The sequence below is a fragment of the Paenarthrobacter sp. NCHU4564 genome, from assembly GCF_052156435.1.
Taxonomy (GTDB): domain Bacteria; phylum Actinomycetota; class Actinomycetes; order Actinomycetales; family Micrococcaceae; genus Arthrobacter.
The window spans coordinates 145503-164481 of record NZ_JBQLIS010000007.1; the positions used below are offsets into that span (position 1 = coordinate 145503).

An 18979-nucleotide genomic window follows, 5' to 3' on the forward strand; every position below is an offset into this window, starting at 1 on the left:
GCGAATGTCTGATATTGCTTCAGCACAGGTTCCTCCGCGGGTTGTCCTCAACCAGGCGGACATTGACCGTGCGCTCACTCGTATCGCCCACGAGATCCTCGAGGCCAACAAGGGCTCCCAGGACCTGGTCCTGCTGGGCATCCCCAGTCGCGGCTATCCTCTGGCAGTGCGCCTCGCCAACAAGATCGCTGCCGCCGATCCCGCAGTCAACGCCGAGACCATAGTCGGCCAGCTGGACGTCACCATGTTCCGTGACGATCTTTCCCACCAGCCCACGCGCCCTCCCCACCACACACGCCTTCCGTTGTCCGGCATCGACAACAAAGTGGTCGTCCTGATTGACGATGTCCTTTACTCCGGCCGCACCATCCGCGCCGCCCTCGATGCCTTGGTGGATCTGGGCCGTCCCCGTATCGTCCGGCTGGCGGTCCTGGTGGACAGGGGCCACCGTGAGCTCCCCATCCGTGCAGACCACGTAGGAAAGAACCTGCCCACGTCCTCGGCCGAAAAAGTCCGCGTGCGCCTTGAAGAGACAGATGCAGTGAACGGTGAACCCATCAACGAAGTAGTGATCGAGGCGGGTAAGTGAAGCACCTACTTTCCACCGAAAACCTCAGCGCCGCGGACGCTATCCGCATCCTTGATACCGCCGAGGAAATGTCAGCGGTGGGGGACCGCGAGGTCAAGAAGCTGCCGGCCCTCCGCGGCCGCACCGTGGTGAACCTCTTCTTCGAGGACTCCACGAGGACCCGCATCTCCTTCGAAGCCGCGGCCAAGCGCTTGTCGGCCGATGTCATCAACTTTGCCGCCAAGGGCTCCTCGGTGTCCAAGGGTGAGTCGCTCAAAGACACTGCCCAGACGCTGGCCGCCATGGGCGCCGACGCTGTGGTGATCCGGCACTGGGCTTCGGGGGCTCCCCATCGGTTGGCGGCCACGGACTGGATCGATGCCGCAGTGGTCAACGCCGGAGACGGAACCCATGAGCACCCCACCCAGGCCCTGCTGGACGCCTTCACCATGCGCCGGCACTGGTCGCGGGTCAACGGAACCGCCTCCACCGGCGCCAACCTGAGTGGCATGCGGGTGGCGATCGCAGGGGACGTCCTGCACTCCCGCGTGGCCCGTTCCAATGTGTGGCTTCTCCGGACCCTCGGGGCGGAAGTCACCCTGGTGGCGCCTCCCACCTTGCTGCCGATCGGCGTCGAACACTGGCCCTGCAAGGTCAGCTACAACCTGGACGAGACCCTCGAATCGGGAGTTGACGCCATGATGATGCTGCGCGTCCAGGGTGAGCGCATGAACGCTTCCTTCTTCCCGTCCACCCGGGAGTATTCCCGCCGCTGGGGCTTTGACGATGCCCGCCTGCGGACACTGGACGACCTCGGCATGAAGGACACGATCATCATGCACCCGGGCCCCATGAACCGCGGCCTGGAAATTTCGTCTGCTGCCGCCGATTCACCGCGGTCCACCGTCCTGGCACAGGTCCGGAACGGTGTCTCCGTGCGGATGGCGGCCCTCTACCTGCTGCTGTCCGGCGACACCCGCGACACCGCATCCACCGCTTCGCACCAGTCCACCAAGGAGAGCAACTGATGGCCGAAAACACGTACCTGATCCGTGGCGCCGCCATTCTTGGTGGCGACTCCGAGGACCTGCTGATCCGTGACGGCATCATCGCCGGGCGGGGAAAGGACCTTAGGGACGACGACGCTACCGTTATCGACGCTGCCGGCCTGGTTGCCCTTCCGGGCATGGTTGATGTGCACACCCACCTGCGTGAACCGGGTCGCGAAGACGCAGAAACGGTGGAGACCGGAACCCGTGCCGCCGCCTTGGGCGGATTCACTGCCGTCCACGCCATGGCCAACAGCAACCCGGTGGCGGACACCGCCGGCGTTGTGGAGCAGGTCCACAGCCTGGGCCGTGCTTCCGGGTGGGTGGATGTCCGGCCGGTTGGGGCAGTGACCGTGGGGCTCGCAGGCGAGCAGCTCGCCGAGCTGGGCGCCATGGCTGATTCACGCGCCCAGGTCCGGATGTTCTCCGACGACGGTATCTGCGTCCACGACCCGGTCCTCATGCGCCGTGCCTTGGAATACGTCAAAGCGTTCGACGGCGTGGTGGCCCAGCACGCGCAGGAACCGCGCCTGACTGCCGGGGCACAGATGAACGAAGGCGCTGTCTCCGCGGTATTGGGCCTCGCCGGTTGGCCGGCGGTCGCCGAAGAAAGCATTATTGCCCGGGACGTGTTGCTGGCACAGCATGTCGGTTCCCGCCTGCACGTCTGCCACGTCTCCACGGCAGGTTCGGTGGAGATCATCCGCTGGGCCAAGGCCAGGGGCATCAACGTCACGGCAGAGGTGACCCCGCACCACCTGATCCTGACCGACGAACTGGTCCGCAGCTACGACCCCGTCTACAAAGTCAACCCGCCCCTGCGCACCAACCACGATGTCCAGGCACTCCGCGAAGGGCTTGCCGACGGCACGATCGACGTCGTTGGAACGGACCATGCGCCGCACCCGAGCGAGCACAAGGAATGCGAGTGGGCACAGGCGGCCATGGGCATGACCGGCCTTGAGACCGCCTTGTCCGTGGTCCAGGAGACCATGATCGAGACGGGCCTCATGACGTGGGCCGACTTCGCAAGGGTCACGTCCTTCAGCCCGGCAACGATCGGCCGGCTGGCCGACCAGGGACGTCCCCTCGAAACAGGAGAGCCCGCCAACGTCATCCTGGTCGACCCGGCTGCGCGCTGGACCGTGGACCCCCATAAGATGGCCACCATGGGCCGCAATTCACCGTTCAAGGGCAAAGACCTGCCCGGATCTGTGGTGGCTACCTTCTTCAAGGGACACCCCACAGTGCTCAACGGCCAGCTGAACACCCCATACCGATACACCGACGACGCAACCCCGGCCGCCGGGGCAGTCAGCGGTACGTGATGGACAGCACCCAAACATTGACGGCTGTCATCACGGCCGTGCTGGTCATCGCCGTCCTGGCGATGATCTGGTTTGGTTGGCGCAGCAGGCTGAGGCGGCAGGCCGGCGTCGAACGCCTTCCGCAGGTGCCGGGCGAACTGACTCCGGCCTCACTGGTGGCCGACGGCCAGTATGTCGCCACCACAACCGCCGGTGACTGGCTGGACCGCATCGCCGTGCAGGGACTGGGCATCAGGACCACCGCGGAGCTGAGCGTCCACGCCGAAGGCATCCTGTTCGACAGGGCAGGTGTTGCGCCGGTGTTCATCCCCCGGGAAGCCTTGGTGGAAACCCGGGAAACCAGCGGCATGGCAGGAAAGTTCGTCGAAAAGGACGGCCTTTTGGTCATCAGCTGGAAGCTGGGCCAACAGGAACTCGACACCGGCTTCCGGTCCAGGCACAGCGCCGACAGACAGCCCTTGCTCCAAGCCATCCAGGAATTGATCTCCGCAGCCCCCCAGGCAGATGCCGATAGTGGAAAGAAATAAAGTGACGGACAGTAACGCAGCCACCGCAACCTCATCCTCAGCAGCAGTACTGGTGCTCGAAGACGGCCGCATGTTCCGCGGCCGCAGCTACGGCGCCCAGGGAACTGCCCTTGGTGAGGCCGTCTTCGCTACCGGCATGACCGGTTACCAGGAGACCATCACCGACCCCTCCTACGCCCGCCAGCTCGTGGTTCAGACCGCTCCGCACATCGGCAACACGGGCGTCAACAGCGAAGACGCTGAGTCCCGCCGCATCTGGGTGGCAGGCTACATCGTCCGCGACGCCGCACGCCGCCCCTCCAACTGGCGCTCGGAACGAAGCCTCGACGACGAACTGGTCGAACAGGGCATCGTGGGCATCCAGGGCGTGGACACCCGCGCCATTACCCGGCACCTGCGTGAACACAAGACCATGCGCGCCGGGATCTTCTCCGGCGAGGCTGCCCAAGCATCCGATAAGGAACTTCTGGACATCGTCCTGGCCAGCGCACCAATGGAAGGCGCAGCACTGGCCGAAGAGGTCAGCATCGACGAAGCCTATGTCGTGGATCCCAAGGACCACGGTTGGGAGGGCGAACCGCGGTTCTCCATCGCCGCCGTCGACCTCGGCATCAAGGCCATGACGCCTGTCCGTTTCGCCGAGCGCGGCGTTCGGGTCCACGTCCTTCCGGCTACCTCCACGGTCGAGGACGTCAACGCCGTGAAGCCGGACGGTTTCTTCATGTCCAACGGACCGGGCGACCCTGCCACGGCTGACCACCAGGTGACGCTGCTGCGCTCCGTACTGGACGAGAAGCTGCCGTACTTCGGTATCTGCTTCGGCAACCAGATCCTGGGCCGTGCCCTCGGCTTCGGCACGTACAAGCTGCGCTACGGCCACCGCGGCATCAACCAGCCGGTCATGGACCGCCGCACCGGCAAGGTGGAAATCACCTCCCAGAACCACGGCTTCGCCGTCGACGCGCCGCTGAACGGTGCCACTGTGGCGCCGGAGGAACGTTACGGACGCGTCGAGGTCAGCCACGTTTCGTTGAACGACGACGTCGTCGAAGGCCTTGCGTGCCTCGACATCCCTGCCTTCTCGGTCCAGTACCACCCGGAGGCTGCCGCGGGCCCGCACGACGCTGCCTACCTCTTCGACCGCTTCATCGACCTCATGGCCGATGCCAAGGCAGCCAACCACAACTCCACCGAATCCAAGACTGAGGACAAGAAGTAATGCCCAAGCGTACAGATCTCAAGAGCGTCCTTGTCATCGGTTCGGGTCCGATCGTCATTGGCCAGGCGGCCGAGTTCGACTACTCCGGGACCCAGGCGCTGCGCGTCCTCAAGGACGAAGGCCTGCGCGTCATCCTGGTGAACTCCAACCCGGCCACCATCATGACGGATCCCGAATTCGCCGATGCCACTTACGTCGAACCCATCACGCCGGAAGTGGTCGAAAAGATCATCGCCAAGGAGCGTCCTGACGCCGTGCTGCCCACCCTGGGCGGACAGACGGCGCTGAACACGGCGATCGCCCTGGACAAGAACGGTGTGCTGGAGAAGTACAACGTCGAGCTCATCGGCGCCAACATCGCTGCGATCGAACTTGGTGAAGACCGGGAGAAGTTCAAGGGCGTGGTGGAACGCTGCGGTGCGGAGTCGGCACGCAGCCACATCATCCACACCATGGACGAGGCCTTCAAGGCTGCCGAGGACCTGGGCTACCCCATGGTGGTCCGTCCGTCCTTCACCATGGGTGGCCTGGGCTCCGGCCTGGCGTACAACGAGGACGACCTGCGCCGTATTGTCGGCCAGGGCCTGCAATACAGCCCCACCACCGAGGTCCTTCTCGAGGAAAGCATCCTCGGCTGGAAGGAATACGAACTCGAGATGATGCGCGACAAGAACGACAACGTCGTTGTTGTCTGCTCCATCGAGAACTTCGACCCCGTGGGTGTGCACACCGGCGACTCCATCACCGTTGCGCCGGCCCTGACCCTGACGGACCGCGAATACCAGAAGCTGCGTGACGTCGCCATCGCCGTCATCCGCGAAGTCGGCGTGGACACGGGCGGTTGCAACATCCAGTTCGCCATCAACCCGGACACCGGACGCGTGGTGGTCATCGAGATGAACCCGCGCGTCTCCCGGTCATCGGCATTGGCATCCAAGGCCACCGGCTTCGCGATCGCCAAGATCGCCACCAAGCTGTCCCTGGGCTACACGCTGGACGAAATCCCCAACGACATCACGCAGAAGACGCCGGCATCCTTCGAGCCGACCCTCGACTACGTGGTGGTCAAGGTCCCGCGCTTCGCCTTCGAGAAGTTCCCCGCAGCCGACAACACCCTGACCACCACCATGAAGTCGGTGGGCGAGGCCATGGCGATGGGCCGCAACTTCACCGAAGCCCTGCAGAAAGCCCTGCGCTCCCTGGAACAGAAGGGTTCGCAGCTGGACTTCACGCCGGTGCCGGAATACGACGTTGCCGGCCTCATCGAAAAGGCCAAGCGTCCCACCACGGAACGCCTGTACCAGGTGCAGCGCGCCCTCCTCGGAGGTGCCACCGTGGAGGACCTCTACGAAGCCACCAAGATCGATCCGTGGTTCCTGGACCAGCTCCAGCTGCTGAACGAAACCGCCCAGGAAATCCGCAAGGCCGGCGTCCTGAGCGAAGACATGCTGCGCAACGCCAAGCGCCATGGCTTCTCGGATGAGCAGATCGGTGCCCTGACCCATAATTCCGAAGCCGTGGTGCGCGGTGTCCGCCAGGCACTGGGCATCCGCCCCGTGTACAAGACCGTGGACACCTGCGCTGCCGAGTTCGCGGCCTACACGCCGTACCACTACTCGGCCTACGACGAGGAAGACGAAGTGGGCCTGCACGCCAAGCCGTCGGTCATCATCCTCGGATCCGGCCCCAACCGCATCGGCCAGGGCATCGAGTTCGATTACTCCTGCGTCCACGCCTCCATGGCGCTCCGCAAGGCCGGCTACGAGACCGTCATGGTCAACTGCAACCCGGAGACGGTTTCCACCGACTACGACATCTCCACGCGCCTCTACTTCGAGCCGCTGACCCTCGAAGACGTCCTGGAAGTCATCGCTGCCGAAGAGCGCACCGGTGGCGTGATGGGTGTCTTCGTACAGCTGGGCGGCCAGACTCCGCTCAAGCTCGCCCAGCAGCTGGCCGATGCCGGTGTTCCGATCCTCGGTACCTCGCCGGAAGCCATCGACCTCGCCGAACACCGTGGTGCGTTCGCCCGCGTGCTGGATGAAGCCGGCCTGACCTCGCCCAAGAACGGTACGGCCGTTTCCTTCGAGGACGCCAAGAAGATTGCCGACGAGATCGGTTACCCGGTCCTGGTCCGCCCGTCCTACGTGCTGGGCGGTCGCGGCATGGAGATCGTTTATGACGAGGCCAACCTTTCCCGGTACATCGCCAACGCGACGGAAATCACGCCGGACCACCCGGTGCTGATCGACCGCTTCCTCGAAGATGCGGTGGAGATCGATGTTGACGCGCTGTTCGACGGCAACGACATGTACCTGGGCGGCATCATGGAGCACATCGAGGAGGCCGGTATCCACTCCGGTGACTCGGCCTGTGTCCTGCCGCCGATCACGCTGGGCAACAACGTGATCGAACGCGTGCGCACGGCTACCCGTGCCATCGCCGAGGGCGTGGGCGTTCGAGGGCTCATCAACATCCAGTTCGCCTTGGCCTCCGACGTCCTGTACGTCCTGGAAGCCAACCCGCGTGCCTCCCGCACCGTCCCGTTCGTCTCCAAGGCAACGGGCGTCCAGATGGCCAAGGCTGCCGCGCTGATCGGCACTGGCGTGACCATCAACCAACTCCGCACTGCCTACAAGATGCTGCCGGAAACCGGTGACGGCTCCACTCTTCCGCTGGATGCTCCTGTGGCCGTGAAGGAAGCAGTCCTGCCGTTCAGCCGGTTCCGTACTCCGGAAGGCAAGGTGGTGGACTCGCTGCTCGGCCCGGAGATGCGCTCCACGGGTGAGGTCATGGGCATCGACAAGCACTTCGATACCGCGTTCGCCAAGAGCCAGTCCGGGGCCAACAACGCGCTGCCCACCGGTGGCAAAATCTTCGTCTCGGTAGCCAACCGGGACAAGCGTTCTGTCATCATGGGCGTCAAGCGCCTGTCCGACCTCGGCTTCGAGATTGTCTCCACCGGCGGCACGGCGGATGTCCTGCGCCGCAACGGCATCCAGGCAACTCCCGTTCGGAAGGTTGCCGAGGGCAGCAGCGCCGAAGGCGAAGGCACCATTGCCGACCTCGTGGTCGCGGGTGAAATCGACATGGTGTTCAACACCCCGTCCGGTGGCGAGGCCCGCAGCGACGGTTACGAACTGCGCGCTGCCGCGACATCGATCGGCATCCCCTGCATCACCACCGTGGCCGAGTTCAATGCCGCAGTGCAGGCCATCGAGGCCCTGCGGACCTACGAATGGTCGGTCACCAGCCTGCAGGAGCATTCAGCAAACCTGACTGCATCGCTGGAAGCAGCGAATGCCTGAGGCACAGGAAGTCCAGCAGCCGGTCCGGGAGTCTTTCGGCTCCCGGCTGGTTGCGGCCATGGCTGACAGGGGTCCGCTGTGCGTTGGGATCGACCCGCACCCGCAGTTGCTGGCGGACTGGGGACTGAACGACGACGCCGCCGGGTTGGAGCGCTTTTCCCTCACCGTGGTCGAGACGGTGGCTTCCCTCGCTGCCGCCGTCAAGCCGCAGGTGGCCCTCTACGAGCGTCACGGGTCTGCCGGCATGGCTGTCCTGGAGCGCACTTTGGCTGCTGCTGCGGATGCAGGCGTGCTGAGCATCGCAGACGCCAAGCGAGGAGACATTGGTTCAACGATGGCCGCCTACGCAGATGCATGGCTCAGGGACGGTTCGGCGTTGGCGGCCGATTCGGTGACACTGAGCCCCTATCTCGGTTTTGAGTCCCTGCGTCCTGCCCTGGACCTTGCCGCGGAGTATGGCAGGGGAGTATTTGTCCTCGCGCTGACATCCAACCCTGAGGGCAAAAGCGTCCAGCACGTTGGCGGCGACGATTCAGTGGCCCGGCAGATTGTCGCGGCAACCGCCAGGGAAAACGAGCGGTATTCCGGTGCCTTGGGATCGGTGGGCCTGGTTGTTGGGGCCACCATCGGTTCGGCACTGGAGGACCTGGCCATTGACCTCGCCCCGGTGCGGGGTGCGATCCTGGCCCCGGGCCTGGGCGCCCAGGGCGCTACTCCGGCCGACCTTCGGGCTACTTTTGGTGCTGCTTATCCGACTGTCCTGGCGACCTCCAGCCGTGGCATCCTGGCCGCAGGTCCCACTGTGGCAGGTCTGCGTGAGGCAACGCGCCAAACGCTGGACGGACTGCTGGCTGACTGATTACGCAAGCGCATTGCGCTCCGCAGTGGCTGCAGGTAGGTTCAGGAACAGTTCTCTCATGATCTGGATCACACATCGGAGCTGACAGGGGTTTGGCAGTGGGCCTTAAAGAGCTGACACCGAAGGAGCGGTCCGACGCATTGGAGAAGGCCGCCAAGGCGCGTGCCGTCAGGGCCGCGGCCAAGGAAAAGCTGAAGCGTGGCGAGGTCAGCGTCGCCGAACTCATAGCCAGTGGCGGCTCGGATGACGCGATAGCCCGCATGCGCGTCGTCGAGTTGCTGGAAGCGCTTCCGGGCATTGGTCCGGTGCGTGCTGCCGGGATCATGGCGGAAATCGGCATCGCCGGTTCCCGCCGTATCCGCGGCCTGGGCGTACACCAGGCCAAGGCGCTGGTAGATTTTATGGGAAACCAGCCAAGCGCATAAAAGCAACTCTCCTAAGGAATCCGTGAGCAAGAAACCTGGACTGACTGTCCTTGCAGGCCCTACTGCTGTAGGCAAGGGAACCGTATCCACCTACATCAGGGACAACTATCCGGAGGTTTGGCTTTCAGTTTCCGCCACCACCCGTGCCGCCCGGCCAGGGGAGAAGGACGGCGTCCACTACTTCTTCAAGTCCGCCGAGGAATTCGATTCCCTGGTTGAGGACGGCGAACTTCTGGAATGGGCTGTTGTCCACGGCCACAACCGTTACGGGACACTCCGCAGTACGGTCAATGCCGCGATTGCCGAGGGAAAGTCCGTCCTGCTGGAAATCGACCTGCAGGGAGCCCGCCAGGTCAAGGAAGCCGTTCCGGATGCCCAGTTCGTCTTCCTCGCCCCGCCGAGCTGGGACGAAATGGTGCGGAGGCTGGTGGGCCGCGGCACGGAAACTGCCGAGGAACAGCAGCGGAGGCTGGAAACCGCTAAACTTGAACTTGCTGCTGAACCGGAGTTTGACCACACCGTCATCAATGACGACGTTCGCCGGGCAGCGGACGAGCTTGTTTCACTCATGGGGCTTACCCCGCACGGGCGCTAAGCGCTTGCATTGTCGGCCCGCTAGAATTTGGAGAATTCGTGTCCACCAACCTTGAAGGCATCATCAACCCGCCGATCGATTCGCTGCTTGAGGCTGCCGATTCCAAGTACGGCCTGGTGATCTTCGGCGCCAAGCGTGCCCGCCAGATCAACGCGTACTACGCCCAGCTGCACGAGGGCCTTTTCGAATATGTCGGACCGCTCGTCGACACCAAGCTGAACGAGAAGTCCCTTTCCATCGCCCTGCGCGAGATCAACGAAGGCCTGCTCGTTTCCACGCCGATCGAGCCTGCAGAATAAAACACGACTGCCTGTTGACGGAGGTCACGTGCGCATAGTCCTCGGAGTCGGGGGAGGGATCGCAGCCTACAAGGTTGCATCGCTCCTCCGGCTTTTTACTGAAGCCGGACACCAGGTCACGGTCATTCCCACTGAGGCCGCCACCCGTTTTGTCGGTGTAGCCACGTGGGAAGCCCTGTCGGGGAACCCCGTGAGCAACAGCGTTTTCGATGACGTTGAGAAGGTCAACCATGTCCGTCTGGGGCACGAGGCCAACCTCATTGTCGTAGCTCCGGCCACTGCGGACCTCCTGGCCAAAGCGGCTACGGGACAGGCCGGGGATTTGCTCACGAACACCCTCCTGATGGCTCACGGGCCGGTGCTGTTCGCACCTGCCATGCACACGGAGATGTGGCAGCACGCCGCCACGCGGGCCAACGTGGCCACCCTTCGCGAGCGGGGAGTGGCAGTGCTGGAACCGGCTTCGGGCCGCCTCACCGGCGCCGACTCAGGCCCCGGCCGCCTTCCCGACCCCGAGGAGATCTTCGAGGCCGCCATGGCTCTGGTAACCGGAGCCGGCCGGGAACGCCCTTTGGCCGGCCGTACCGTCACGATTTCAGCTGGCGGCACGCGCGAAGCCCTGGATCCAGTGAGGTTCCTCGGAAACCGCTCCTCCGGCAAGCAAGGCGCCGCCCTGGCTGCTGCCGCGTTGGCGGCGGGTGCCGAGGTCCGTTTCCTGGCAGCCCATATGGACGTCGAGCCGCCGGCCGGCGTCGAACTCGTCCGTGTCGAATCTGCGCTGGAACTGCGGGAAGCTGCGCTGAAAGCGGCAGTGGACTCCGACGTCGTGATTATGGCCGCCGCCGTTGCCGATTTCCGTCCGGCGGAGGTTTCCGACACCAAAATCAAGAAGGTCGACGGCGAAGACGCTCCCGTCGTGCACCTGGTCCGCAACCCGGACATCCTGCGGGAGTTGGTTGAACAGCGCGATGCCGGTGGGGCCCAACAGTTGATTGTGGGATTCGCTGCCGAAACAGGCGATGAGCAGGGAGACGTCCTGGAGCACGCGGCCGCCAAGCTGAAGCGCAAAGGCTGCGACCTGCTGGTGGTCAACCATGTGGGTGTCGGCAGGGTCTTCGGCCAGGACGAAAATTCCGTGGTGATCCTGTCCGGGCGCGGAGCTGAACCTGAGCAGGCTTCGGGATCAAAGGCGGAGGTTGCCGCTGCGGTGATCGTTCGGGTGGCCAGCGAACTGCCGTTGGTTTCCCCGGCCCCGTAGCCGCGTGGCGGTTGGAATTCTTAGCAATCGGACACACGGCGAAAGCCGCCGTCCCGCAACACAGTAAGGTGGTCTAGTGACTTTACCGCTGCACCATGAACACCACGGCACCCCGTCCAAGCTCCGGCTCTTCACCTCCGAGTCGGTGACTGAGGGGCATCCGGACAAGATCTGCGACCAAATCAGCGATGCCATCCTTGATGCCCTGCTGGCTGCCGACCCCGAATCCCGGGTCGCGGTCGAAACCATGGCCACCACGGGTCTGGTGCACGTGGCCGGTGAAGTCACCACGGACGCCTACGTTGAAATCCCGCAGATTGTGCGCGAAACGATCCTGGGTATCGGCTATGACTCGTCAGCCAACGGATTCGATGGCGCCCGCTGTGGCGTTTCCGTGTCCATCGGCCAGCAGTCGAATGACATCGCCGGGGGCGTCTTCAATTCCCTGGAAGCCCGTGAAGGCCGCCAGGAGGACGATTACGACCTCCAGGGCGCCGGTGACCAGGGCATCATGTTCGGCTATGCCAGTGATGAGACGCCGTCTTACATGCCCACGCCCATCTGGTTGGCCCACCGCTTGTCGGAGCGGCTCACCGAGGTGCGGAAGAACGGCGAGCTTGCGTACCTGCGTCCGGACGGCAAGACCCAGGTCACGGTCGGGTACGACGGCGATCGCCCGGTTTCCGTCCAGACGGTCGTCATTTCCAGCCAGCACGCAGAAGAAACCGGCTTGGAGCAGTTGCGGGCGGATCTTGCCAGCCACGTGATCGATCCGGTCCTCGCGGCTTCCAACCTGGATATTTCCAAGGTTTCCAACATCCTCAACCCTGCCGGTGCCTTCGTGATCGGTGGTCCGGTAGGTGACGCCGGACTCACCGGCCGCAAGATTATTGTCGACACCTACGGTGGGTTCTCCCGCCACGGCGGCGGTGCGTTCTCCGGCAAGGATCCGTCCAAGGTGGACCGTTCGGCGGCCTACGCCATGCGCTGGGTGGCCAAGAACGTGGTAGCAGCAGGGCTTGCCAAGCGTGCTGAAATCCAGATCGCCTACGCCATCGGACAGGCCCGCCCCGTGGGCACGTACGTGGAGACTTTCGGTACGGAAACCGTGGATCCAGCCCGCATCAGCGAGGCCATCAACGAGATCTTCGACCTCCGCCCCCGTGCCATCATCGATGCCCTGGACCTGAAGCGCCCGATCTACGCCAAGACCGCAGCCCACGGGCACTTTGGCCGGGACGAGCCCGACTTCACCTGGGAACGGCTTGACCGGGTCGCCGACCTGAAGGAATTCTTCAACGCCTGACCGCCGGCGACCGGGCAATATTGTCAGTGGCGCACGGTCTACTTGTTCCGGAGGTGCCCGCAGCGGTTTGGTGCCGCTGCGGGCACCTTTCGTTTGTTGGCGCCTGCCGGCCGGTGAGGCGCCGGGACCATCAGTACGAGTCGGAGGTGGAGCAGTGGCAGCACACGAGACGCAGCCTGCGTTGCTTCAGCCCTCCCTGCTTCAGGGATTTCCGGCCAAGCCGGCTACCGGCGGGCCGCCGCTTGCGGCTTCCGACCCCGTAGCAAGGGTGGTGCTGGACTCTCCCTTGCCGCATCTGGACAGGCCGTTTGACTACAGCGTGCCCCGGGACCTGGAAGACCTCGCCGTGCCGGGCGTCCGGGTCAAGGTGAAGTTCAATGGCCAGGACCTCAACGGTTTTGTGATCGGCCGGCAGGCAGACTCCGATGCCGGACATCCACTGATCCCCCTGCACAAGGTCGTTTCCGCTGTTCCGGTCTTAACGCCCGCGGTGTTGGAACTTGCTGGTGCCGTGGCCGCACGGTACGCAGGAACACTCAGCGATGTCCTCAGGACAGCCGTTCCGCCCCGGGTGGCCAAAGTGGAGAAGGAGTTCGCTTCCAGCGAGGCCACCGGCCTGGCCGGCCGTCCGGGCACAACGGACGGAGCCTTGGATCCCACGGCATGGTCGTCCTATGTCAACGGTCCGGCATTCCTGCAGCACGTGGCAGGGGGAGGAGCACCCAAGGCAGTCCTGACCGCCTTGCAGGGCTTTGGGTCGGAGGGCTGGCCCGCGGTCGTCGCCGCGGCGGTTGCCGCAGTACGGGCATCAGGCCGCGGAGCCGTGGTGGTGGTTCCCGACTACCGCGACCTTGCACGCCTGGAGGCGGCGCTTGGCGAACTCCTGCCCGCCAGTGACATCGCCCGGCTGACAGCAGACGACGGCCAGACACCGCGGTACCGGAGCTTCATGCGGTTGCTCACGGGCGAAGCGTCGGTGGCTATCGGAACCCGCTCCGCAGCGTTCGCACCCGTCAGGAACCTGGGGTTGGTGGTTTGCTGGGACGACGCCGATGACCTGCATCTGGACCAACGTGCACCCTATGCCCACTCCCGGGAGGTTCTGCTGCTGCGCGCATCGCAGGAGAATGCTGCCTGCCTTTTGGCATCGCACAGCCGCAGCACCGAGCTGCAGCGGCTCGTGGAGGTGCAGTGGGCCGTGCCGATCGAAGCGCCGCGGCAAGTGATCCGATCCACCATGCCCCGGGTGGTGAACTCAGCGGACAGCTATGAGCAGGAACGTGATCCCCTGGCCGGCATCGCCCGCTTGCCCGGCGTAGCCTGGCGTGCAGCCAAAGAGGGGCTGGAGCGTGGCCCGGTCCTCGTACAGGTGGCACGAGCCGGATACGCCCCGTCCCTGGTGTGCGGGACGTGCAGGGAACCGGCCCGGTGCAGTGCCTGCCAAGGTCCCTTGGCGTTGGCAGCCAGCTCTGCGATTCCTGCCTGCCGGTGGTGTTCCACACCGGCGCCGCAGTGGCGGTGCCGGAACTGCCGTGGCACACGTCTCGGCCGGGGAACAGCGGGGGCGGTACGTACCGCTGAAGAGCTTGGGCGTGCGTTTCCCGGTACCGCGGTGATCACGTCATCCGGGGACAACATCAAAGCGTCGGTCACCGATGCCCCGGCCCTGGTGGTGGCCACCGTAGGTGCTGAGCCGGTGGCCGACGGCGGTTACGCTGCGGCACTGCTGCTGGATGGGAATTCACTGCTGCGGCGGGAAAACCTGCGGGCGGGGGAGGACACCCTCAGACGCTGGTTCAATGCCGCCGCACTGGTCCGCCCTTCCGGCCAGGGAGGGCTGGTGGTCGTCACAGCGGACGACACCACGGCCACTGGAGCCCTTGTCCGCTGGGATGCGCCAGGCTACGCATCCCGCGAACTGGCGCTTCGCAAAGAGTTGCAGTTGCCACCCGCGGTCCGGGTAGCTTCGGTCACAGGTCCGCGGGCCGACGTCGTGGCCTTCACGGCGGCCTTGGAGGCGGCAGTCCCCTCCGATCGGAGGCTGCGCAGCGTGGGTCCGGCTCCGCTGCAGCTTGCTGCCGTGCCGAGTGCTGCCGCACCCGCCTCCGCCGCTTCTCCCGAAGCTGACACCGAGGCCCGCACGCTCTTCTTCCTTCCGTATGCAGAAGCTGCGGACGCTACCAGGACCATGCGTGCGGTCAAGGCAGCCCAAGCGGCCAAGCGGTTGTCCGGTCCCGTGCAACTGCGGCTGGACGGCGTGGACGTCCTCTAGCGCTGCCTGCTGTGGAGGGCCACGGCTTCTTCGGCTGCGGCAAGGAGTTGCCGGGCAGATTCATTCCAATCGAAGCCTGAGGCCCGTTCCACCGAACGGCGGCTCCGTTCCTGCCACAGCGCCTCGTCGCTCAGTTCCATGACGGCTGCGGCGAACGCTTCCGGCGAGCCGGGATCGACGTAACTCACGGCATCACCGCCGACCTCCCGGAAGATGGGGATGTCGCTGGCGATGACGGGGGTTCCGAGTGCCATGGCTTCCACCAGGGGAAGACCGTAGCCTTCGGCCCGGGAGAGACTGATCAGCGCGGTGGCGCGGTTGAGGAGCTTTTCGTACTCCTCATCGGAGACGCCGTTGTGGAACTCCACCCTGGCGCCGGGGGGCACCAGTGCTTCGAGTTCAGCCCGGCGCTCCGGCGTAATCCTGCTCAGCAGGTGCAGCGTGTGGTCCGGCAAACCGTCCATGCCCCGGATCATGGTTTCCACATTCTTGTAGGGCATGAAGGATCCCATGTACAACAGCGTCTTGTCGGTACCGCTTGCAGGATCGCGCGGAGTTTGACCCGGCTGTGGTGCATTGCCCACAATCCGCACCGGGCGGCGGGTCAGTCGGTACTTGGCCATGAGCGCTTCAGTGGTCCGGCTGATGGTGGCCACCACGTCCGCACGGTTCAGGAGCACCCTTTGCGGCCAGAAAGCCTTGTGGTACAGGCGCCAGAGCAACCGCACCGGAGCCGGCAAAAAGCCCGGGGGAGTGGGGTGTTCGTAGTAGATGAGGTCATGGAGGGTCAGGATCAAGCCGTACTTGCGTCCGATGGTTCCCATGGTCTGCATGGGGCAAACCACCACGTCGGCACCCAATGAGTTGACCTTCCGGGCCACAAAGAGTTCCAGCGGGGACAAGGGACTGTTGACCATCACCCAAGGGACATCGGGGAGCAGGGCGAGCTGCCTCTTGTCGTTGATGAGCATGGTGACGTCGGCAATCTTTGCCGTCGCAGCAATGAGGCTCGAACCATAGCGGCTGATGCCATCGTGGTGGTCCGTTCGGGTAAAGCGGGCATCGATGACAATTTTCACGCCGGGTGGTCCTCCAGGAAGGTGCGGATGGCGGCAGCGGCCGGTGCCGGTGTCTCGTAATGGATGAGGTGTCCGACGCCGGAAATCACTTCCAGCCTCGCGTCCGGCAGGCGCTGCATGAGTTTGTATTGGTTGGGAAGGGTCGCGATTTCGTCCTTTTCACCGGCCACCAGAAGCACAGGCAGCCGGAGTTCCCCGGCAACGTCGGCCACGGTCCCTGAAACGGAGGCTTTGAAGGATTCCAGGAGGCTGTTCCTGTTGGCGAAGGCGCTGAAGTAGGCATCGTGCTGGCCGTGGATGAAGCGGCGCAGCTCCCTGTCCTTGGTCTTTGCCATGGTGACGCTCATGACGCGGACGATCAGCCGGTTCCTGAGGATGGCCAGCCCCAGTGCCCTGGGCAACCGGGCAGATGCCTGGTAGTAGAAGACGGCCAGTTTGGTCATGATGCCCTTGGGGCCCTCCAACGCCGGTGCCGCGATGGGGTTGATGAGGATCAGCGGGAAGACCTTCCCTGGGTTCGCGGCGGCAAAGTGGCTCGCCACGATGGATCCGAAGGAATGACCCAACAGGACCGTGCTTGGGCCGAGGTCCAGGGCTTCCATGAACCCGGAGATGAACCGGCCGTAACCGGCAACGGAGTGCTCGTGGTCCGTGAAAGGTTCTGAGCTCCCGAACCCGGGCAGGTCCGGCATGATGATGCGCATGTCCGGTAGCTGGTCCGCAACGCGCAGCAACCCGTGGTGGTCACCACGGAACCCGTGGATGACCAGGATGGTCCGCGTGTCCGCGGTTGCTTTGACGGGTTCGTAGGTCCAGTACGCAACTGCGCCGCCGTTGATTTCCACGGTGGACGCAGAGGTTCTTGCGGCAAGGCCCGGGCTGAAGAATCGTCCGCCGGACTCGGCGCCGGGATTGTGCGTGGTGTCCACGGTTTCCATCCACAACTCCTAGTTCACGTTGTCAGGGTGCGAACCCGTACGGTGGTGGCGTTCCAGGGCGGCCAGGCCGTCCATGTCTTCCGGGGTGAGCTGGAAGCCTGAGACGCCGAAGTTTTCCTTGATGCGCCCGGGTGAGCTGGCCTTGGGAATGACCAGGTTGCCCAGCTGGAGGTGCCAACGCAGGATGACCTGGGCAGGTGTGCGCCCATGCTTTTCCGCGATCAGGGCTATCGCAGGGTCCGCCAGAACCTGTCCGCGCCCCAGGGGGCTCCATGCCTCGGTGCGGATACCGAGCTGGTCGTGCAAGGTCCGCAGCCTGGTCTGCTGCAGCCAGGGGTGCAGTTCGATCTGGTTGACGGCAGGGACAACCTCGGCTTTCTCCATGAGCTGCTCCAGGTGGCCGGGCTGGAAGTTGGACACGCCGATCGCACGCACCTTGCCCTCCCGGTAGAGCGTTTCCATGGCTTTGTACGTTTCCAGGAAGAGGCCCCGCCCGGCGCAAGGCCAGTGGATGAGGTAGAGGTCCAGATAATCCAGGCCGAGGTTGGCCATGGACGAGTCGAACGCGCGGAGGGTGGCGTCGTAGCCGTGGTCGTCATTCCAGACCTTGGTGGTGACAAAGACGTCTTCGCGGGTCAGTACATGCGAGGATTCACCGGATCCGCCGGTACCCGCATTGGCCTCGCTGGCGTCCCCGATTGCTCCTCCGATGGCCCGCCCCACGCCGGTCTCGTTGCCGTACATGGCTGCGGTGTCGAACCGCCGGTAGCCTTCGCCCAGCGCTGTGCGGACCAGGGCCTCTGCGTCCCGGGGCGGCACCTTATAGAGTCCAAACCCCAGTTGGTCCATTAATACGCCGTTGTTCAGGGTCAGCCGGGCTGGGAAAGTCATAGCAACGACTCTACCCATTCCCCGGCAGAATCTTTCAGGGTTGGCTGGTGAAACTCACCAGGCGGCGTGCCGAAGCCTCGTCGAGGATGAGGTCGGTGGCCAACCCCGCGGCCAAGGCACCCTGGAGTCCATTGATTTTGGAGGCGCCGGAGACCACGCAGATCCGCCGGCGTACCTGGCGCAGCTGCTCGTGGCTGGGACCGGTGGACCTTTCGTTCAGGGTGATGCCGTCGGAGGATCCGTCGCTGCGGAAGAAGACTGTCGCAACGTCGCCCACCACATCGTCGGCCGCCAGCAGGCTGAGGTCGTGCTCATCGAGGTACCCGCCTGCATAGACGTGGCTGGGATAGTCCGAGTCGACCGACCCGACGCCGAAGATGGCGATGCTCATCCTGGCCTGCAGGTCCAGAATGCGTTGCACACTGCGTTCCTTCCACATGGCCGTCTTGGTGGAGGCATGGTCGAAGAACGCCGGCACGGGAAACTGTTCAACCCTCGCCCCGTAGGCATTGCCGAAACGCCGCATGATGTCGCTGGCATAGGTGATGCCGGTGGTCTGCATGTTCCCTGCTCCGTTGAGCTGGACAACGATGCTGTCGTGCGTCAGTTTCCGGGTGAGGTGCCGGCTCACGGCGCTGAGCGTGGCGCCCCAGGCGACCCCGATAATGGCATTCGAGTCGACCAGCGGGGCGATGGTCCGGGCCGCCTGCATGGCCACACGGTCCAGCGTTTCGGCTTCGTTGAGGGTATCCAGCACGGGAACCACATGGACGTCGACGCCGAACTTGTCCCGGATCTGGCCTTCCAACTCAGGAGCAGTATCCAGTGGACTTCGGATTTGTACCTGGACCAGTCCGGTCTCCCTTGCAGAGGACAGGAGACGCGAAACCGTTGAGCGCGAGGTCCTGAGTTCGCGGGCGATGGCATCCATGGTCAGGTCCTGCAAGTAATACATTTGTGCGGCCCTGAGCGCGTCTGAGTGACGTGAGCGTCCCATCTCACTTCCTTCCTGCACGTTTGTGCAAATAGCTTGACTCCATTTTCCACCTTCGCCAGAT

General features: G+C 64.4%; 17 protein-coding genes. 13 read left to right on the plus strand and 4 right to left on the minus strand.

The annotated features are described in order from the left end of the window. The first annotated feature begins 4 nt into the window (after positions 1-4). The 13 genes from pyrR to ACSVIE_RS09865 all read left to right on the plus strand — a co-directional run bounded on the left by pyrR (position 5) and on the right by ACSVIE_RS09865 (position 15013). On the plus strand, positions 5-589 hold the full coding sequence (pyrR, locus tag ACSVIE_RS09805) for a bifunctional pyr operon transcriptional regulator/uracil phosphoribosyltransferase PyrR (protein ID WP_426002827.1): 585 nt from the start codon (positions 5-7) through the stop codon (positions 587-589). Continuing rightward, entirely contained in the window at positions 586-1596 is a 1011-nt protein-coding gene (locus ACSVIE_RS09810; protein ID WP_442423678.1) for an aspartate carbamoyltransferase catalytic subunit, read from the plus strand. The genes pyrR and ACSVIE_RS09810 overlap by 4 nt, the downstream gene beginning before the upstream one ends. Further along, positions 1596-2945: a dihydroorotase gene (locus tag ACSVIE_RS09815; protein WP_442423679.1), complete on the plus strand. Its 1350-nt coding sequence runs from the start codon at positions 1596-1598 to the stop codon at positions 2943-2945. Before ACSVIE_RS09810 ends, ACSVIE_RS09815 begins: the two co-directional genes overlap by 1 nt. Further along, positions 2945-3472, plus strand: coding sequence for a PH-like domain-containing protein (locus tag ACSVIE_RS09820; protein WP_426002824.1), 528 nt, complete (start codon positions 2945-2947; stop codon positions 3470-3472). Before ACSVIE_RS09815 ends, ACSVIE_RS09820 begins: the two co-directional genes overlap by 1 nt. Further along, on the plus strand, positions 3450-4691 hold the full coding sequence (gene carA / locus ACSVIE_RS09825) for a glutamine-hydrolyzing carbamoyl-phosphate synthase small subunit (protein ID WP_426002822.1): 1242 nt from the start codon (positions 3450-3452) through the stop codon (positions 4689-4691). Before ACSVIE_RS09820 ends, carA begins: the two co-directional genes overlap by 23 nt. Further along, positions 4691-7999 carry a carbamoyl-phosphate synthase large subunit gene (gene carB / locus ACSVIE_RS09830; RefSeq protein ID WP_426002821.1) on the plus strand — a complete coding sequence of 1103 codons (3309 nt, stop codon included), beginning with the start codon at positions 4691-4693 and terminating at the stop codon, positions 7997-7999. The genes carA and carB overlap by 1 nt, the downstream gene beginning before the upstream one ends. Further along, positions 7992-8858, plus strand: a complete 867-nt coding sequence (gene pyrF / locus ACSVIE_RS09835; RefSeq protein WP_442423680.1) for an orotidine-5'-phosphate decarboxylase — start codon at positions 7992-7994, stop codon at positions 8856-8858. The genes carB and pyrF overlap by 8 nt, the downstream gene beginning before the upstream one ends. Positions 8859-8956: 98 nt before the next feature. After that, positions 8957-9283: an integration host factor, actinobacterial type gene (mihF, locus tag ACSVIE_RS09840; protein WP_426002819.1), complete on the plus strand. Its 327-nt coding sequence runs from the start codon at positions 8957-8959 to the stop codon at positions 9281-9283. Between the two features lie 22 nt (positions 9284-9305). After that, the gene (gene gmk / locus ACSVIE_RS09845; RefSeq protein ID WP_442423681.1) at positions 9306-9878 is read left to right on the plus strand and encodes a guanylate kinase; all 573 of its coding nucleotides are present in this window, start codon (positions 9306-9308) and stop codon (positions 9876-9878) included. Positions 9879-9916: 38 nt separating this feature from the next. Beyond that, positions 9917-10177, plus strand: a complete 261-nt coding sequence (gene rpoZ / locus ACSVIE_RS09850; protein WP_017197559.1) for a DNA-directed RNA polymerase subunit omega — start codon at positions 9917-9919, stop codon at positions 10175-10177. A 28-nt stretch (positions 10178-10205) separates the two neighbouring features. Next, entirely contained in the window at positions 10206-11435 is a 1230-nt protein-coding gene (coaBC, locus tag ACSVIE_RS09855; RefSeq protein WP_442423682.1) for a bifunctional phosphopantothenoylcysteine decarboxylase/phosphopantothenate--cysteine ligase CoaBC, read from the plus strand. A 76-nt stretch (positions 11436-11511) separates the two neighbouring features. Next, positions 11512-12741 (plus strand): methionine adenosyltransferase, encoded by a 1230-nt coding sequence (metK, locus tag ACSVIE_RS09860; RefSeq protein ID WP_442423683.1) that lies wholly within the window; start codon positions 11512-11514, stop codon positions 12739-12741. A gap of 154 nt (positions 12742-12895) precedes the next feature. After that, positions 12896-15013 carry a primosomal protein N' gene (locus ACSVIE_RS09865; protein WP_442423684.1) on the plus strand — a complete coding sequence of 706 codons (2118 nt, stop codon included), beginning with the start codon at positions 12896-12898 and terminating at the stop codon, positions 15011-15013. Here ACSVIE_RS09865 and ACSVIE_RS09870 read toward each other — a convergent pair. From ACSVIE_RS09870 to ACSVIE_RS09885, 4 genes are read right to left on the minus strand one after another with little or no spacing between them, the layout of a single operon-like run. Further along, positions 15010-16092: a glycosyltransferase family 4 protein gene (locus ACSVIE_RS09870; protein ID WP_426002810.1), complete on the minus strand. Its 1083-nt coding sequence runs from the start codon at positions 16090-16092 to the stop codon at positions 15010-15012. The genes ACSVIE_RS09865 and ACSVIE_RS09870 overlap by 4 nt on opposite strands. Beyond that, on the minus strand, positions 16089-17030 hold the full coding sequence (locus ACSVIE_RS09875) for an alpha/beta fold hydrolase (RefSeq protein WP_426002809.1): 942 nt from the start codon (positions 17028-17030) through the stop codon (positions 16089-16091). Before ACSVIE_RS09875 ends, ACSVIE_RS09870 begins: the two co-directional genes overlap by 4 nt. A gap of 9 nt (positions 17031-17039) precedes the next feature. Beyond that, the gene (locus ACSVIE_RS09880) at positions 17040-17921 is read right to left on the minus strand and encodes an aldo/keto reductase (RefSeq protein WP_426002807.1); all 882 of its coding nucleotides are present in this window, start codon (positions 17919-17921) and stop codon (positions 17040-17042) included. A 34-nt stretch (positions 17922-17955) separates the two neighbouring features. Beyond that, positions 17956-18918 (minus strand): sugar-binding transcriptional regulator, encoded by a 963-nt coding sequence (locus ACSVIE_RS09885; RefSeq protein ID WP_426002805.1) that lies wholly within the window; start codon positions 18916-18918, stop codon positions 17956-17958. Between the last annotated feature and the right edge of the window lie 61 nt (positions 18919-18979).

What these genes read in the sequence shown, in the direction of transcription:
- ACSVIE_RS09885 (WP_426002805.1), bottom strand. Translation starts at nt 18,918, where the DNA reads ATGGGACGCTCACGTCACTCAGACGCGCTCAGGGCCGCACAAATGTAT.
- pyrR (WP_426002827.1), top strand. Translation starts at nt 5, where the DNA reads ATGTCTGATATTGCTTCAGCACAGGTTCCTCCGCGGGTTGTCCTCAAC.
- ACSVIE_RS09875 (WP_426002809.1), bottom strand. Translation starts at nt 17,030, where the DNA reads ATGGAAACCGTGGACACCACGCACAATCCCGGCGCCGAGTCCGGCGGA.
- carA (WP_426002822.1), top strand. Translation starts at nt 3,450, where the DNA reads ATGCCGATAGTGGAAAGAAATAAAGTGACGGACAGTAACGCAGCCACC.
- ACSVIE_RS09880 (WP_426002807.1), bottom strand. Translation starts at nt 17,921, where the DNA reads ATGACTTTCCCAGCCCGGCTGACCCTGAACAACGGCGTATTAATGGAC.
- ACSVIE_RS09815 (WP_442423679.1), top strand. Translation starts at nt 1,596, where the DNA reads ATGGCCGAAAACACGTACCTGATCCGTGGCGCCGCCATTCTTGGTGGC.
- carB (WP_426002821.1), top strand. Translation starts at nt 4,691, where the DNA reads ATGCCCAAGCGTACAGATCTCAAGAGCGTCCTTGTCATCGGTTCGGGT.
- ACSVIE_RS09820 (WP_426002824.1), top strand. Translation starts at nt 2,945, where the DNA reads ATGGACAGCACCCAAACATTGACGGCTGTCATCACGGCCGTGCTGGTC.
- pyrF (WP_442423680.1), top strand. Translation starts at nt 7,992, where the DNA reads ATGCCTGAGGCACAGGAAGTCCAGCAGCCGGTCCGGGAGTCTTTCGGC.